General features: G+C 66.7%; 16 protein-coding genes. 8 read left to right on the forward strand and 8 right to left on the reverse strand.

The window, feature by feature from the left end; all coding sequences use genetic code 11:
• Positions 1-139: 139 nt before the first annotated feature.
• Positions 140-991 carry a serine O-acetyltransferase gene (cysE, locus tag AB7F41_RS01915; protein WP_428382616.1) on the reverse strand — a complete coding sequence of 284 codons (852 nt, stop codon included), beginning with the start codon at positions 989-991 and terminating at the stop codon, positions 140-142.
• Positions 992-993: 2 nt separating this feature from the next.
• Complete coding sequence (locus AB7F41_RS01920) at positions 994-1,590, reverse strand: LemA family protein (RefSeq protein WP_428382617.1); 597 nt, start codon at positions 1,588-1,590, stop codon at positions 994-996.
• Positions 1,591-1,728: 138 nt separating this feature from the next.
• Between AB7F41_RS01920 and AB7F41_RS01925 the strand changes: the two genes are divergently transcribed.
• A complete protein-coding gene (locus AB7F41_RS01925) occupies positions 1,729-2,151 on the forward strand; it encodes a SufE family protein (protein ID WP_428382619.1) in 423 nt (140 codons plus the stop codon).
• A 106-nt stretch (positions 2,152-2,257) separates the two neighbouring features.
• On the opposite strand, the gene AB7F41_RS01930 is transcribed toward AB7F41_RS01925, so the two are convergent.
• Both AB7F41_RS01930 and AB7F41_RS01935 read right to left on the reverse strand, forming a co-directional pair.
• On the reverse strand, positions 2,258-3,118 hold the full coding sequence (locus tag AB7F41_RS01930; RefSeq protein ID WP_428382621.1) for a DUF6456 domain-containing protein: 861 nt from the start codon (positions 3,116-3,118) through the stop codon (positions 2,258-2,260).
• Positions 3,115-3,462, reverse strand: coding sequence for a helix-turn-helix domain-containing protein (locus AB7F41_RS01935; protein ID WP_428382623.1), 348 nt, complete (start codon positions 3,460-3,462; stop codon positions 3,115-3,117). Before AB7F41_RS01935 ends, AB7F41_RS01930 begins: the two co-directional genes overlap by 4 nt.
• A gap of 118 nt (positions 3,463-3,580) precedes the next feature.
• On the opposite strand from AB7F41_RS01935, the gene AB7F41_RS01940 reads away from it, so the two are divergent.
• Together AB7F41_RS01940 and AB7F41_RS01945 are read left to right on the forward strand one after the other, a co-directional pair.
• Positions 3,581-3,913, forward strand: a complete 333-nt coding sequence (locus tag AB7F41_RS01940; protein WP_428382625.1) for a DUF6477 family protein — start codon at positions 3,581-3,583, stop codon at positions 3,911-3,913.
• 55 nt (positions 3,914-3,968) lie between these two features.
• On the forward strand, positions 3,969-4,817 hold the full coding sequence (locus AB7F41_RS01945; protein ID WP_428382627.1) for a hypothetical protein: 849 nt from the start codon (positions 3,969-3,971) through the stop codon (positions 4,815-4,817).
• 5 nt (positions 4,818-4,822) lie between these two features.
• Here AB7F41_RS01945 and AB7F41_RS01950 read toward each other — a convergent pair whose 3' ends face one another.
• Positions 4,823-5,917: a hypothetical protein gene (locus AB7F41_RS01950; RefSeq protein WP_428382629.1), complete on the reverse strand. Its 1,095-nt coding sequence runs from the start codon at positions 5,915-5,917 to the stop codon at positions 4,823-4,825.
• 26 nt (positions 5,918-5,943) lie between these two features.
• Entirely contained in the window at positions 5,944-6,480 is a 537-nt protein-coding gene (locus AB7F41_RS01955) for a SixA phosphatase family protein (protein ID WP_428382631.1), read from the reverse strand.
• 139 nt (positions 6,481-6,619) lie between these two features.
• On the opposite strand from AB7F41_RS01955, the gene AB7F41_RS01960 reads away from it, so the two are divergent.
• Positions 6,620-8,317: a hypothetical protein gene (locus AB7F41_RS01960; RefSeq protein WP_428382633.1), complete on the forward strand. Its 1,698-nt coding sequence runs from the start codon at positions 6,620-6,622 to the stop codon at positions 8,315-8,317.
• A gap of 40 nt (positions 8,318-8,357) precedes the next feature.
• Here AB7F41_RS01960 and AB7F41_RS01965 read toward each other — a convergent pair whose 3' ends face one another.
• Both AB7F41_RS01965 and AB7F41_RS01970 read right to left on the reverse strand, forming a co-directional pair.
• The gene (locus AB7F41_RS01965; RefSeq protein ID WP_428406425.1) at positions 8,358-8,879 is read right to left on the reverse strand and encodes a hypothetical protein; all 522 of its coding nucleotides are present in this window, start codon (positions 8,877-8,879) and stop codon (positions 8,358-8,360) included.
• A gap of 93 nt (positions 8,880-8,972) precedes the next feature.
• Positions 8,973-9,773, reverse strand: coding sequence for an enoyl-CoA hydratase (locus AB7F41_RS01970; RefSeq protein WP_428382636.1), 801 nt, complete (start codon positions 9,771-9,773; stop codon positions 8,973-8,975).
• A gap of 283 nt (positions 9,774-10,056) precedes the next feature.
• Between AB7F41_RS01970 and AB7F41_RS01975 the strand changes: the two genes are divergently transcribed.
• From AB7F41_RS01975 to AB7F41_RS01990, 4 genes are all read left to right on the forward strand, one after another.
• Complete coding sequence (locus AB7F41_RS01975; RefSeq protein WP_428382637.1) at positions 10,057-11,106, forward strand: acyltransferase family protein; 1,050 nt, start codon at positions 10,057-10,059, stop codon at positions 11,104-11,106.
• A gap of 118 nt (positions 11,107-11,224) precedes the next feature.
• Positions 11,225-11,986: an SGNH/GDSL hydrolase family protein gene (locus tag AB7F41_RS01980; protein ID WP_428382639.1), complete on the forward strand. Its 762-nt coding sequence runs from the start codon at positions 11,225-11,227 to the stop codon at positions 11,984-11,986.
• A gap of 35 nt (positions 11,987-12,021) precedes the next feature.
• The gene (locus AB7F41_RS01985; RefSeq protein ID WP_428382641.1) at positions 12,022-12,711 is read left to right on the forward strand and encodes an RluA family pseudouridine synthase; all 690 of its coding nucleotides are present in this window, start codon (positions 12,022-12,024) and stop codon (positions 12,709-12,711) included.
• A 59-nt stretch (positions 12,712-12,770) separates the two neighbouring features.
• Entirely contained in the window at positions 12,771-14,309 is a 1,539-nt protein-coding gene (locus AB7F41_RS01990) for a TldD/PmbA family protein (RefSeq protein ID WP_428382643.1), read from the forward strand.
• The last annotated feature ends 2 nt before the right edge of the window (positions 14,310-14,311 follow it).

Genomic DNA, 14,311 nt, shown 5'->3' on the forward strand with positions numbered 1-14,311 from the left:
CGCTCCCCCTGCCGCGGCCGGCGACGCCGGCGCCCGCCTCGGTGCGGCGCCGACCATTCAGGGCGACACATAGCAGGAGAAGCGCGGGCCTGCGCAAGCCTCAATCGCCGCGCGGCCCCAGCGGCGCGGGGCGCCCGGCTCAGATCACGTAATCGAAGGAATCATAGGCGAGGCCGCGCAGGATCTGGTCCATGTCGCGCGCCGGCTCCTTGCGGCTCTCGACGCCGACGATTTTCGCGGGAACGCCCGCGACGATCGAATGGGGCGGAACCGACTTCAACACCACCGAACCGGCCGCGATGCGCGAACAGGCGCCGATCTCGATATTGCCGAGGATTTTGGCGCCTGCGCCGATCATCACGCCACGCCTGACCTTCGGATGGCGGTCGCCGGCCGCCTTGCCGGTGCCGCCGAGCGTCACGCTGTGCAGGATCGAGACGTCGTCGTCGACGACCGCCGTCTCGCCGACGACGAAGCCCGTGCCGTGATCGAGAAACAGTCCCTTGCCGAAGCGCGCCGCCGGATGAATGTCGGCGGCGAGCGCGTCGGAGGCGCGGCTCTGGATGTAATAGGCGAAATCGTGACGCCGCGCGCGCCACAGCGCATGGGCGAGCCGGGCCGACTGGATCGCGTGAAATCCCTTGAAATAGAGCAGCGGTTCGATCATCCGCCCGCAGGCGGGATCGCGCTCGACATAAGCGGCGAGATCGGCGCGGAAGGCCGTGGCGATCGACGCATCCTCGTGAACCGCCTGAAGGAACGCGTCGGCGATGGTCTCGGCGTCCATCGCCGAGGCGCCGAGCCGGGCGGCGATCCGATGGACCACCGCCTCCTCAAGCGACGCGCGGTCGAGGATCGCGCCGAGCATCAGCGGCGTCAGCGAGGAGTCGAGGCGCAGCGCCGCCTCGGCTTCGCGGCGCATATGCGCCCACATCGCATGCGCCTTCGCCGAAAGCGCGCTCGGGTCTTCGCTCGGCGCGTCGGCGTCCATCCCTAGAACTTCACTTGCGGCGGCGACTGCGCCGCGTCGGCCGCCGCAAATTCCGCCATCGGCTTCGTTCCGGAGAAGAAGGTCTTCGCCCACAGCAGCGTCGGGAAGGTGCGCAGCGAAGTGTTGAATTCCCGCACCGCCTCGATGTAGTCGCGCCGCGCGACATTGATCCGATTCTCGGTCCCTTCCAGCTGCGACTGCAGGGCGAGGAAGTTCTGGTTCGATTTCAGATCGGGATAGGCTTCGCTGACCGCGATCAGCCGGCCGAGCGCGCCGGTGAGCTGATTCTGCGCCTCCTGGAACTGCTTCATCTTCTCAGGATCGGTGAGCGAGCCCGCGTCGACCTTGACCGACGTCGCCTTGGCGCGCGCTTCGACCACGGCGGTCAGCACGTCCTTTTCCTGCTTGGCGTAGCCCTTCACGGTCTCGACCAGATTGGGGATGAGATCGGCGCGGCGCTGATACTGAGACTGCACTTCCGACCATCTGGCCTTAGCGTTCTCTTCGAGCGTCGGAATCGTGTTGTAGCCACAGCCCGAGAGGCCCATGGAAAGGAGAATCGCGGCGGCGACGGCGCGCCAGCGGGCAATTGCGCTCATATATTGCTCCATGGAAGGGCGCGGCGCGCCAAACGAACATCGCGATGACATGTAAGGCGTCGCTCTGGGCAAGGAAAGGGCGCGCCCGACGGCCGACTTGGGGTAGGATGCGCCATCGCCGGAAGGATGCGGGTCAACATGCAAATCGACGAGATCAAGGGCAATTTCGAACTGCTCGACGAGTGGGAGGACCGCTACCGCTATCTCATCGAGCTCGGCCGCACGCTCGAGCCGCTGCCCAAAGACGCCTACACGGACGCCAACAAGGTCCGCGGCTGCGCCAGCCAGGTGTGGCTCGAAACCAACCGCGCGCGCGACGCCGACGGACGCATGGCGCTGTCGTTTCGCGGCGACAGCGACGCGCATATCGTGCGCGGCCTCGTCGCGCTGGTGCTGGCGCTCTATTCGGGACGGCCGGCGCAGGAGATCGTCGACGCCGACGCGCAGCCGCTGTTCAAGGAGTTGGGCCTCGCCGAACATCTGACGCCGCAGCGCGCCAACGGCCTGCGCTCGATGGTCGAGCGCATCAAGAAGGAAGCGCGCGACGCCATGGCGGCGTAACGCGCAAACTCTGCCGGGTCATGCCCGGCCTGAGCCGGGCGTTCACGATGGCTCGTTTGGATATCCGTGGATGGCCGGGACAAGCCCGGCCATGACGGGACTGGGCTCAGATGTTCGGCCGATAGTCCTCGGCGCCCCAGTGCAGCAGCGCGTCGGCGCGCGCGCGGCCGCGCGCTTCGACCGCAAGCCCGTAATGGCGCGCCAATCGATCGAGCGCGATTCTGAGCACGACTTTCGCCGCGCGCGGCGGCCAGCCGCGTTCGCCTTCGACGATCTCCAATCCCTTGAGATAGCCGCAGACGTCGATGAGCAGGCCGACCATTTCCGGCCCGACCGCCTCGAAGGCGCGGGCGAGCCGCCGGCGCGCGTCGATCGCCAGTTCGGAGACCGCCGCGCCGGCGTCGGCGCCCCGGCGCGCGGCGTTGATCGAGGCGTCCCAATTCGCGGTCACGCGCTGCAGCAGTTGCGCCTGTTCGACGTCGCGGCGGAAGCGCTCGCCGGCTTCGAGCTGCGCCGCGTCGAGAAACGGCCGCCCTTCCCGGTCCTTTCGCCGCGCGAGCCAGGCGAGCGGGCTTTCCGCTTCATTGACCAGCGCGGGCCGCGCCCCCTTTTCCAGCTGGCGCAGCGCATAGGCCGCATGCTGGGCGCGAAAAGGCTCCGCCTGATCGGCCTCAGGCGTGGACAGCCGGCGAAGATGGGCGCGGCCGGCGTCGGTGAGCGCCAGCCGGCGCTCGCCGCCTTCGCCCGCCCATTGCGCGAGACCTTCGGCGATCGCGGCGTCGCCGGCGGCGGCGGGCAGCCGCGCCCGCACGATGGTGACGCCGTTGCGCGCGGCGACGACGACGAGCGTCGACGGCTCAAGCGCGCTAAGCGCGCCGCGCGCGCCCGGATCGCCGAGCGCCTGCAGCAGCCGGCGCATGACGCGGCCGCCGTCGACTTTCGCTGAGCGTCCTGCGTTTTTCGTCATCGCGCGCTCCCCTGGGCGACATTTCCTTGGGCGAGAAGCGCGCAGACCATGTCGCGCTGCGCGACAAGCGCCGATTCGAGTCGGCGCGCGGCGGCGTCGAAACGCGGATCGTCCCGCAAATCTTCGATCGTCGCGCAGGCGTGGCGGACGGTGGCGCGATCGCGCGCGAAGGTCCGCGCGCAGGCCGAGAGGCTCGCGCCGAGCGCGACATGGTGGAGATAGACCGCCAGCTGGCGGGCGCGGGCGACCGAGGGGCGAGAGCGGCGGGACGAAACGAGATCGGCGAAGCGCGCGCCCCGCGCGGCGGCGCTCAGCCCCGGAATAAGCATTGGATCAACGGGCATCGAACTCTCCAGCAAGCAAAGATCAACCGTAAGCTGGAAAATAATCCTATTCAAGGAATAAAATGCTTATCCTCATCCGTTTAGGGGAGGGCATTCTTAGCGTCATGGAGGGTGACCCATGACGCACAGAGAAACTTCCACGCCCGCCGACGCGCGCCCCGCCCGCTTCTCGACGGCCGCCGGGGGGGCGCTCGACGCCGCGCTCGCCGCCGGCCTCAGCGGCTATGACCGCGCCAGCGCGCTGGCGCGCTTCCATCGCCTCTCGCCCGAGATGATCGCAGCCGAATCGCCCGACGCCGCCCGCGCGGCGCTCAGGGAAATCGAGCGCGCGATGCGGGCCGAACGCGCCCGCAGCGGCCATTGGAGCTATGATTTCGACCGGCATATCAGCCTGCTCGTCGCCCATCGGGCCGAGACCGCGCGGCTGCATCGGCTGTTGAACGGCGCATGAGCCGCGCCTGCTTCCGCCCTCAAGCGCAATGCTTTAAGCTTCGCGCTTTCGCTTGGTGACGCAAAGGCTGGCGATGTATCTGGAGAAAATTCTGGCGCTGTTGGCTGCGGCGCTCGTCGCGATCGGGGCCGGCATCGGCCTGACGTGGCTGGCGCTCAACCCGGCGCCGCAGTTGGCGGACACCGGCGCAGACGCAACCGCAAGCGCGCCGGCGCAGGCCAGCGCGAGCCCCGACAAGGGAAGCGCGCGCCAGCAGATCGAAGCCCTGATCGCCTCGACGCCGGACTATGCGCGCTATTTCGCGCGGCTGCGCGAGACCTTCACGGACGATTACGAGGCGGCGCTAAACGACTTCGCCGCCCGTCTCGCCGAGACCAATCAGGAGCAGAGCGTCGACTATTACCTCTCGGAGACGGTGCGCCGGATCCGAACCTCGCATGGCGCTCTGGCGGCGAAAGCCGAGCCTGAGCCCATCGCCCGCGTCTTCGAGAAGCAGCTGCAGGTGCTGCAGGCGGTGGCGCGCGAGGACAAGCGCATGTGCGTCGCCTTCCTCTACGGCGCGACCAACCTCGACTTCCAGCGATTCGCGGCCTCGCGCCGCCCGATCGTCTCGGACATGGCGCTCGCCGGACTGGAGGCGATCGTCAGCGGACAGGCGAAGAAGATCGAGCGCGACGCGCCGACCGAGGCGGACTTCCGCCTGCTGGAGGAAGCGCTCGCCGCGCGGGGCCTGAACAAGGTCGAGATTGATGCGCTGCTCGACGGCAAAATGCCAAATCCGCCGCTCGAGGACGCGCGCATGTGCGACGCCGGACAGACCTATTTCGAGGTCCTGAAAACGCTGCCCGAACCGGCGCGCACGAAAGTTTACGGACTGGCGCTCGAGCTGATGGCGCGTTCCTAGGCGCTTCAGCGTCCGGCTTGCGCGGGCGGCGCGGGCGCCGCCGCCGTGGCGGCGTCCGGCTTCGCGCGCGCCGCGAGCAACTGGCGCAACTGCGCGACGGCCGTTCGAATCAGCGCCTCGCGCGGCCGCGCCGGCCCGATCTCGACCGCCGCCATATTGGCCATCACCTTGGCCAGATTTTCGGTCGGGAGTCCGTCGGGGGCGAACAAGGCCAGATCCTCGCTCGGCCCGCCGACGACGCCCCGCGCCACGCTGGCCGCGTAATTGCCGATCCGCGCCAACTCCCCGCCGCAGCTCGAAACGCCTGTCGGAAAGCGCGGCGTCGGCATCGGCGGCAGGTCGGCGATCGTCGTCTGCGGCAAGGGTCGGATCAGTTCGGCGAGCTTCTCGCGCCGCGCGGGAAGCTCCGACACGCCGGCCATGATCGAAGGCGCGGGAATCAGGTCCGCCGGCTTGGCGAACGGCCGCCGCGCGGTCTTGCGGTTGACCCCGCCCCGTCCATGCGCCGCCAGCCAGCGCGCGCGCAACGTGTTGTGTATGCCGCGCGGCGCCAGTCCCGCCTGCGCCGCGCGGCGCGGGGCCGCGCGCGACGCGCCGGCGCGCGACGCGCCGGCGCGCGACGGCGATCGGCCGGCGGCTGCCGGCGGGGGCGCGGGCGCGGCGACGAGCGAACATTGCGCCGGCGCCCAGCGCTCGATGATGGCGCGGGCGGTGCGCCTGCCATAATCGACGTAATAGCGGCGCAGCAGCAGAGCGGCGACCGCGGCGCCCTCCTCCGCCGAGGCAAAAGCGACATGGCCGTCGGAATCGGCGGCGATCTCGCCGTTCCAGCCGGCGCTCTTGATGCACCAGTAATTGTTGAGCTTGACGCATCGCGCCGGCTCGCCGGCTTCGGCGCCGAACGCCCGGCGCAGCGCGGCGAGCGGCGCCATCTCCAGCGAGAGCGCGCTTTCGACGCGCCAATTGTCCACGGCGCGCGTGTCAGGCTGATAGGCGGGGCTCGGCGTCGCCGCGAAGATCGACGCGGGCGCGACGACGGCGGCGGGCGCCTTTTCGGGTGCAGCTACGGCCAGCATCGTCAGGAGCGCTTCGATCAGCATGGCCGCCTTGTGCGTTGCGGACTCGGCTAGTCGGGGTCTTCCGTCGCCTCGCCGCGTAGAATGCCCGGCGTGACGAAGCGCGCAAGGCGGGCGCCGCCCCCGCGCACCTCCGACCAATGATCGGCATCGAAGTCGAGCATCGCAAGCGCCGCCGTTGGAAACTTAGCGCGCATCAGCGACAGGTCATCCGCCTCGCCCGAGCCGGCCAGCCAGCAGGCGAGCTCGGCAAACCCCGGATTATGGCCGACGGCGAGCAGCGTCGCGACCCTGTCGGGCGTCTGGCGCAGGATTTCCAGCAGATGGTCGACCGTCGCGAGATAAATCGTATTCTCAATCAGATGCGTGACATGGCCCGGAAACGCCGCCAGCACCTGATCGAGCGTCTGCCGGGCGCGACGCGCATTCGAAGCGACGGCCAGTCCCGGCACGATGTCGGCGTCGCGCAGATAGTCGCCCATGCGGCGCGCATCCTCCATGCCGCGACGGGTGAGCGGACGCTCGCGGTCGCCGCCGGCCGAATGCCGGTCGGCCTTGCCATGGCGCAGGAGAAGGAGTCGACGCATGGAGCCTCTCTATCATGGCGCCGACGCGCCGCCACTCCCGTCTCGCCCACGGCCGGCTGCGGCGAAACTACGCGCCTCTTTACCCTGAGCGGCGCACCGTGCAAGCTCCCCGACGTCCCCGCTCCCAAGGTCTCGCCTGATGCGCAAATCCCTCGCCGCCCGCGTCGCGATGTCGCTTTCATTCGCGGCGTTCTCCGCGCCGTCGCTCGGCGCCGGCGACAAGCCGCTGACATTCGACAATGTCGTCATCACGCTGGGGCGCACGACCTATCGCATTCCTCGCATCGAAATCGAAGGCGCGAGTCTGCCGCCCACCGAACTGGCGAAACTGTTCCTGAGCGGCGATGCGAATGTCGCGGCGCGGCTCGCGCGCGTTTCGGCGCGGCGCATCCTCGTGCCGTCCATGTCGAGCGAAAGCCGCGACGACGCGCGGGTCGAACGCGCCGCCTATCGCAAGCTGCTTTTCGAGAATGTGGTTTCGGGACGCGCCGCGACGGTTCGCGGCGACGGCGGCGAGGAAACGATCGAAGCCGCGCAAGGCGTGCAGCGCATTTCCTGGGGCGCCTCGGTCGCGAAGGGGCTCGACCTCGCGGAGCTCGCCCGTTTTGCGCTCTCGGCGCGCAGCGAGGCCGACGCGCCATTCAAGCCTCTGGTCGAAGAAGAAATCGTCGAATCGTCGCGCCTTGAAGACGCGCGCGCCAATATCGTCTTCACCACGGGCCGCTTGCGGATCCAGGGCGTGCGCGGACGCGCGCTGAAGGCTCCCCCCGGCGAGCTTGTGGCGCGATTCAAAAAGCTCGATCCGGCGAGGCCCGACGATCCCGCGCTGATGGGCGATTTGCTCGACGCGCTTCAATCCTTCGAGGCCGCGTCGATCGAGGTCGACGACGTCGCCGCAAACGGCGCGGGCGAGGCCCAAGGGCAGCCGTTCTCAGCGAAGATCGCGCATGCAGGCATGCGCAAAGTGGCGGGCGGCGGCGCCGGCGAAATGTTCTTCGACGATTTTTCGCTTGCGGCGTCGGATGGCGGCAAGCTGTCACTGAAGCGCTTCGCGCTCAACGACGCGCAGTTCGCGCCACTGTTGCAAGGCCGCGCCTATCCGAAGCTCGCGCGCATGGACATGAGCGGCCTCGCCGCCGATCTGCCCGATCCGAAGACCAGCGAAACCTCTCGGATCAAATTCAGCGTCGAACATGCGCATGCGACATTCGAGAATTTTCTCGAAACGACGCCGACGAAATTCTCGGGCGGCGTCGACAGATTCGTCGTCGATCTCGCCGCGCGCGGCGAGATGCAAACGACCGCGCATTTTCTGGCGCTCGGCTATCGCGAATTGTCGCTCTCAGGCGCCGCCGCCGGAGAATGGCGCGAGAAGACCTCGGAAGCGGCGCTGGCGCCCGTCGCCGTCAACGGCGAGAACATGGGCGCGGCGCGGCTCTCCGCGCTGTTCGGCAATGTGTCGCGCGCGGCCTTCTCCCGCTCGCCCGTGATTGCGCGCGCCGCCATGCTCACCGCCTCGATCAAGTCGGTCGATCTGACGCTGGACGGCGACGGACTTCTTGACCGCCTGCTCGCGCTCGAAGCCAAGGAGCAAAACATCTCCGTCGAAAAGGCGCGCGCCGATTACGCCAAAGCCGTCGCGGCGGCGATCACGACGCTCGGCGGCAATGGCGCCAACGCCAACCGCCTCGCCGAAGCGGCGTCCGCCTATATCGAGAAGCCGAAGCGCCTGCATCTGCGTTTCGCCGCGCCAAACGGCGTGAACGCGCTCGACCTGTTGGCGCGAAAACCCAGCGAGATTCTAGAGAGCCTCGAGGTGGAGGCGAGCGCCGATTAATGACGCCCGTCGGGGCCGCGCTGATCGCGGCGCGCCGCGGTTACTGCACGGCCGCTGTTACTTCTCCGCTTATTGTTTCTATCTTCAATAGTAGCCGCCTTGAACAGATAGCGCCCGGCGCATCGCTGTCTTTAGCCGATAGCTCTAAAGGGCGCTTTCTCTTTGAGGTCGTCGTTGACCATACGTCGAAAACGTTCACGAGCGGCGTGCTGTCCCAGCTCGCGACAATGCGCCAGCGCGCTGCATTGCTGTTATAATCGTCATCGTCGCCCGGAACTGAGATCTGCTTTTCAGGCAGCGCCCGCCGAATATATTCGCTGACATTGGCCTCCGGCGGAACAACGCAGATCGTGTCCGCAGAAAACAGCTGGTTCAGATTCAAGACCTGATTTTGACGAGGCGCGGACAGTATCCGCTCAGTGACATCTTCGCCGTCGTCACGCGGCGGCAAAACTTCCCTGAGTCCGATGAGAAGAAATAATACAACAAGCGGCATCGTCGCCAGAATGGCTGCAATGTTCATCACAAATTTGTACACTCGCCTTTCAGCGTCGCTAATCATGTCCCGACCCATAATTTAGCCAAAAAGGGGTGGAGCGCACGGTAGAGTCATTTCGCCGTCCTCGCAGGTATCAGCTTACGCGATCAAATCCCGTCACCGCCCCGAAAATTTTGGCGCGCGCTTCTCGAGGAAAGCGGCGCGGCCCTCCATATAGTCGTCGCTGTCGAAACAGGCGCTGGTCAGCGCTTCGCATTGTTCATGCGACAGCGCGCCGGGCAGGCGCGCGGCGGCGCGGATCGCCGCCTTGGCGGCGCGCAACGTTAGAGGCGCGCCAGCGGCGATGTTCTCCGCGAGCGCATGCGCGGCGCCTTCGAAACTCTCCGTCGCGAACACACGGCTGACGAAGCCGCGCTCCTTGGCTTCGGTCGCGGTGAGGCGTCGCGCCGTGTAGAAGAGATCGAACGCCAGTTGCGGGCCGAGCGCGGCGACGACATAAGACATCGCCGCCGGCGGATAGCCGACCCCGAGCTTCGCCGCCGGAATCGAAAAAAGCGCTTCACCATCCGCGATGCGCAGGTCGCAGGCCGCGGCGATTCCGAATCCGCCGCCCATGCAGAACCCCGACACGGCGGCGATCGTCGGCTTGGAGAGATTCGAGATGGCGTCGAACGCCTCGACGTTCGAGTCCTCATAGGCGCGGCCGCCTTCGCTTGTCGCGCGCAGGGTGGAGAATTCGCTGATGTCGGCGCCCGAACAGAACGGCAGGCCCGGCGCGCCGCTGATGACGAGAACGCGCGCGTCCTCCGCAGCGTCGACGGCGCGCAACAGCGACGGCAGCGCGCGCCACATCTCGAAGTCGAACGCGTTACGCTTGGCGGGATTTTCGATGTAGAGCCGCGCAACGCCGAAACTTGTCGTCACGCGCAGCTTGGGAGTCGCAGAGATGATCGCCATGAGTCCTCGGAAGCTAAGTTTCGACGGTCGCCGGACGCGTAATTGGCGGCGACCCTAAGAACGAGTCGCGCCCGTTCGGACCACAGGCGTCCGCCACTGTCAGACCACACAAACACAAAGCGAACGACCACGCACAAATCGCCGCTGCAGCGCTTGATCCGCGACGGAATGCCGCGTCATAAGCTCTTCGCCGCGACCTCATGCCACAGCATTGCACATGCTTATCGCGATATGGTCTCGCACGCACATTCTTAGTCATGTCCCCGCAAAGTTCGGAGCAGCAATGGCGATGGGAACCGACAAATTCGCTTCGCCCGGAGCGCTTCGGCTGACTCTCGCCTTTGCGGTTTTTCTCCATCACACGACGAGTTTCAACCTCGGCATGTCCGCGGTGCTGGTCTTCTTCGTGCTCAGCGGCTACTGGGTCGCCGCAATGTGGAAGAAGACCTATTCGAAGACGGCGTCGGCCTATTTCACTTATCTCGTTTCGCGCGTCTGGCGCATCGCGCCGGTCTTCGCGCTTTGCTCGGCGATCACCTGGGCGCTTCTGTTCTGGCGCGGCGACGCGCCTGCTGCGGTTGGCGGGCTGATGCATCAGCTCTTCTCCAACATCATGATCCTCGGCTACAACTCGCTGCCTTTCCAGGCCAACATCCCCGGTTGGTCGCTCGATATGGAATTGCAGTTCTATCTGATCGCGCCGGCGATCATCTTTCTCATTTCCAGGAACATCCACCTGCTGGCGATCTGCCTGCTGATCTCGGCCGGCGCGCCGTGGATCGGCGGCTCCGCCACGGTCGCGCCGTTCCTGCTGTTCTTCGGAATCGGCGTCGCCGCCGCCAGCCATGAATTGAAGCCGAGCCGCGCCCTCGCCTATCGATCGCTGTTCGCCGCGATCGCGGTGCTCGTCGTCGGCGGCGCGCTGCTCGCCAAGGCGCTTTACCTGGGCTCCGCCACGGACGCCGCGGCGCTCGCCTTCAGCAGCAAGACCAATCTCCTCGTCGCGGCGCTGATGACGCCCTGGGCGCTCTACACCACACAGCAGTCGAGCGGCGCGCGGGACAGAATGTTTGGCGAGCTCTCCTACATTTTCTATCTGCTGCATTGGTCGGTGCTCGGCGTTCTGAAGACCGGCGAAGGCTCCTATCTCGATCGCGTCCTGCTCTGCTCCGAGGCGCTGGTCGTCATTTTCGTCGCCTCCTATCTGATCTGGCGGCTGTTCGATCGTCCGATCAATCGGCTGCGCGCCGCCTGGGTGTCGAACCGGCTGGTGATTCCGCACGTTGCGCTGCCCCACCCGGCGCCGATCAACGCCGCGCCCGCGCTCGCTTAAAGCTTCGGCCGCGCGGCTCAGCGCCGCGCGCTCGTGAGTTGGTTCGCGCGGGGGCGCGTCGCGGGCGTCCACATCCGGAAATTTGCCTGAGTCCAGTCAACCGGGATATGGGTGCGCCATGTTCCCGGGGGCGCAGAGACTGGCGTTTGTTCTGGCCGTCACAGGCGGGCTGACGCTTCTCAGCCTGAAGCGGTCGGATACGCCGACGCTCAATTGCGCGACCGTGAACGGCGGCGACAATGATTTCAAAATCCTCGTCGTGGGCGAATCTTGGGCCTCCGACGGCAAGATCCTTCCCGACCTGCCGCGCGCCGTCTCCGAGCGGCTTCAGGGCCGCGGGGTCAGAGCCTGCAGCCTCGGCTTCGCCGGCCGCAATTCGCGGCTGCTCTACACCGAACTGCGGGAGAAATTCTCAAAGGAAAAACTCTATCTCCCATTTGAGGATAAGACGCCGGACAAGGTCGTCCTGATGACCGGGGTCAATGACGAGATCCAGCATATCGGCGCGTCCGCCTACGTCGAATATACGAAAAAGCTCGTCGAATATTTCTCCGACGCAAGCGACGTCGAAATCATCTCGATCCCGCGGGTGAACGAGCGAAATTTCAAGCCGCCGACGCTCTACAGCGCCATCAAGCGCTCGATCCTGGGCTGCTTCTATGATCACTGCCAGCGGCGGGTGAACGATCTCTATCGCGTGGCGCTGTGGCGCGACCACCCTGAACTCAACATCATCGAATATGACGATTTCATCGAGCGCTACGAAGGCAACGAGCGGTTTTACACCGCTGACGGCGTGCATCTCACCGACGAATATTTTCACAAATACGGCGCCTTCGTCGGCGGCGCGCTCTCGCTCGGAAAGGACGCCGGGAAATAGCGCTTTCCCGCGCGGCCCCCTGCGATAAGCCCGCCATGGACCTCCTCTCGCGCCTGCTTCACCGTGACGGGCTGATGCTGATCGTCGACAAGCCTGCCGGCGTCGCGGTGCATCGCGGCCCGAAGGGCGGTCCGAGCCTCGAAGACGCCTTCGACCAGCTGCGCTTCGGCCTGCCGCGGCCGCCGGCGCTGGCGCATCGACTGGACAAGGACACGTCCGGCTGCCTCGTGCTCGGCCGCCACCGGAAGGCGCTCGAGCGGCTCGGAAAGCTGTTCAAGTCGGGCCGCATCGGCAAGACCTATTGGGCCGTGGTCGAAGGCGCGCCGGCGGCCGAGGACGGCGACATCGACGTCCCACTCGGACGGCTCGACGCGGCGCGCGGATGGTGGATGCGCCCGGACCCGCTCGGCCTGCCCGCCCGCACCTCCTGGCGTGTGCTGGGCAGAAGCGGCGACGGCGCGCGCGCATTCATTGAATTTACGCCGCACACGGGCCGCACCCATCAGATCCGGGTGCATGCCCAATCAATGGGCTGGCCCATTCTCGGCGATCCGATCTATGGCTCAGGTCGCCGCGAGGGCTCGGCGCCGCTACATCTCCATGCGCGCGCGGTGAGCGTCCCGATGCAGGACGGCAAGCCGCCCGTGGAGGCCGTCGCGCCGGCCCCCGCGCATATGCGCCAGGCGCTTACCGCCTGCGGCTGGAGCGGCAAGGCGCAACCGTAACGCAGGCATTGCAAATCGCCGGGGAAACGCCCAACATATCGGCGCAATTTGGAGGACCCATGGCGCCAGACGCCGAGTCCACAGAGGTTCGAAATCCCTCGCTGCGGTGCCGCAGCGCCTTCGCGCTGGACCGCGCGCTGCTCTACGACCTCGCCGATATCGCGCTGACCGCCGCGCGGCAGAACGGTGCCAGCTACGCCGACGTCAGAATCGGCGAGACGCGCCGCGAATACGCCTTCGCCAAGGACGACCGCCTGGAGAATTTCGACGAGCGCGCGGCGCAGGGTTTCGGCATGCGCGTGTTGCTCGACGGGTGCTGGGGATTCTATGGCGCGCGCCGGCTCGATCCGCAAAGCGTGCTCGACGGCGTCGAGCGCGCGCTGGAGAACGCGCGCGCGGTCAAGCCGATCCAGTTCCAGCCAATCGCGCTCGAGCGTCTGCCGACGCGCGAAGCCGAATGGATCATGCCGATGGGCGTCGATCCCTTTGACGTGTCGGCCGGCGAGAAGGCCGACCTGCTGCTCTCGATCATCGCCAGCGCGCACGATCACGGCGCGGATTTCTGCTCGGCGTCGCTTTCGGCGACCTGCGAGGAGCGGTTCTTCGCCAACAGTCTCGGCAGCCGCATTCATCAGACCCGGACGCGCGTCGCGCCAAACTTCCAGGCGACCGCCGTCGACCGCGCCAGCGGCCGCTTCGCGACTCGCGAATGTCTGGCGCCGGCGCGCGGCGCAGGCTGGGAATATGTCGCGGGGGCAGGCTTGATCGAGGAAGCGGCGCGCGCCGGCGAAGAGGCGCGCGCGAAGCTCGACGCCAAGCCGGTCGTTCCCGGCGACTACGACATCGTGATCGATCCGACGAATCTGTGGCTCACAATTCACGAGACGGTTGGCCATTCAACCGAGCTCGACCGCGTGCTCGGCTGGGAGGCGAATTTCGCCGGAACGAGCTTCGTCAAGCCTTCCATGCTCAACGAGCTGCGATTCGGCTCAGAGCTCATGACGATCGTCGCCGATCGCGCGCAATCCGGCGCCCTCGCCACGATCGGCTTCGATGACGACGGCGCGCCGGCGGAGGCGGCGGAGTTCGCCATCGTCGAAAAAGGCGTGTTCAGGAATTTTCAGATGGCGCTCGGACAGGCGCATCTCATCGGCCTGACGCATTCGAACGGCTGCGCCTATGCCGACAGTCCGACAACCTTTCCCATTCAGCGCATGCCCAACATCTCGCTCAAACCCAATCCGCAGAAATGCTCCTTCAACGATCTCATCGGCGACGTCGAGAACGGCATCTACGTCGTCGGCGCCGGCAGCTGGAGCATCGATCAGCAGCGCGACAATTTCCAGTTCGGCGGGCAGCTCTTCTACGAGATCAAGAATGGCAAGCTCGGCGAGCTGCTGCGCGACGGCGCCTATCAGGGCCGCACGACGCAGTTCTGGAATTCGCTCGCCGGCCTCTGCGACGCCAGCGCCTATCATCTCGACGGCACCTTCACCTGCGGCAAGGCTGAGCCGGTGCAGGTGGCGCCCGTCTCACATGGCAGCTCGCCGGCGCTGTTTCGCAACGTGCGCGTGCTGAATACGAGCGACGACGCATAACG

This window comes from Methylocystis sp., from assembly GCF_050251305.1.
Taxonomy (GTDB): Bacteria; Pseudomonadota; Alphaproteobacteria; order Rhizobiales; family Beijerinckiaceae; genus Methylocystis.

Excerpts from the sequence above, each read along its gene's own strand:
- cysE (WP_428382616.1), bottom strand. The coding sequence starts at position 991 with ATGGACGCCGACGCGCCGAGCGAAGACCCGAGCGCGCTTTCGGCGAAG.
- AB7F41_RS01925 (WP_428382619.1), top strand. The coding sequence starts at position 1,729 with ATGCAAATCGACGAGATCAAGGGCAATTTCGAACTGCTCGACGAGTGG.
- AB7F41_RS01975 (WP_428382637.1), top strand. The coding sequence starts at position 10,057 with ATGGCGATGGGAACCGACAAATTCGCTTCGCCCGGAGCGCTTCGGCTG.
- AB7F41_RS01950 (WP_428382629.1), bottom strand. The coding sequence starts at position 5,917 with ATGCTGATCGAAGCGCTCCTGACGATGCTGGCCGTAGCTGCACCCGAA.
- AB7F41_RS01920 (WP_428382617.1), bottom strand. The coding sequence starts at position 1,590 with ATGAGCGCAATTGCCCGCTGGCGCGCCGTCGCCGCCGCGATTCTCCTT.
- AB7F41_RS01980 (WP_428382639.1), top strand. The coding sequence starts at position 11,225 with ATGTTCCCGGGGGCGCAGAGACTGGCGTTTGTTCTGGCCGTCACAGGC.
- AB7F41_RS01930 (WP_428382621.1), bottom strand. The coding sequence starts at position 3,118 with ATGACGAAAAACGCAGGACGCTCAGCGAAAGTCGACGGCGGCCGCGTC.
- AB7F41_RS01985 (WP_428382641.1), top strand. The coding sequence starts at position 12,022 with ATGGACCTCCTCTCGCGCCTGCTTCACCGTGACGGGCTGATGCTGATC.
- AB7F41_RS01965 (WP_428406425.1), bottom strand. The coding sequence starts at position 8,879 with ATGATTAGCGACGCTGAAAGGCGAGTGTACAAATTTGTGATGAACATT.
- AB7F41_RS01960 (WP_428382633.1), top strand. The coding sequence starts at position 6,620 with ATGCGCAAATCCCTCGCCGCCCGCGTCGCGATGTCGCTTTCATTCGCG.
- AB7F41_RS01955 (WP_428382631.1), bottom strand. The coding sequence starts at position 6,480 with ATGCGTCGACTCCTTCTCCTGCGCCATGGCAAGGCCGACCGGCATTCG.
- AB7F41_RS01990 (WP_428382643.1), top strand. The coding sequence starts at position 12,771 with ATGGCGCCAGACGCCGAGTCCACAGAGGTTCGAAATCCCTCGCTGCGG.
- AB7F41_RS01940 (WP_428382625.1), top strand. The coding sequence starts at position 3,581 with ATGACGCACAGAGAAACTTCCACGCCCGCCGACGCGCGCCCCGCCCGC.
- AB7F41_RS01970 (WP_428382636.1), bottom strand. The coding sequence starts at position 9,773 with ATGGCGATCATCTCTGCGACTCCCAAGCTGCGCGTGACGACAAGTTTC.
- AB7F41_RS01935 (WP_428382623.1), bottom strand. The coding sequence starts at position 3,462 with ATGCCCGTTGATCCAATGCTTATTCCGGGGCTGAGCGCCGCCGCGCGG.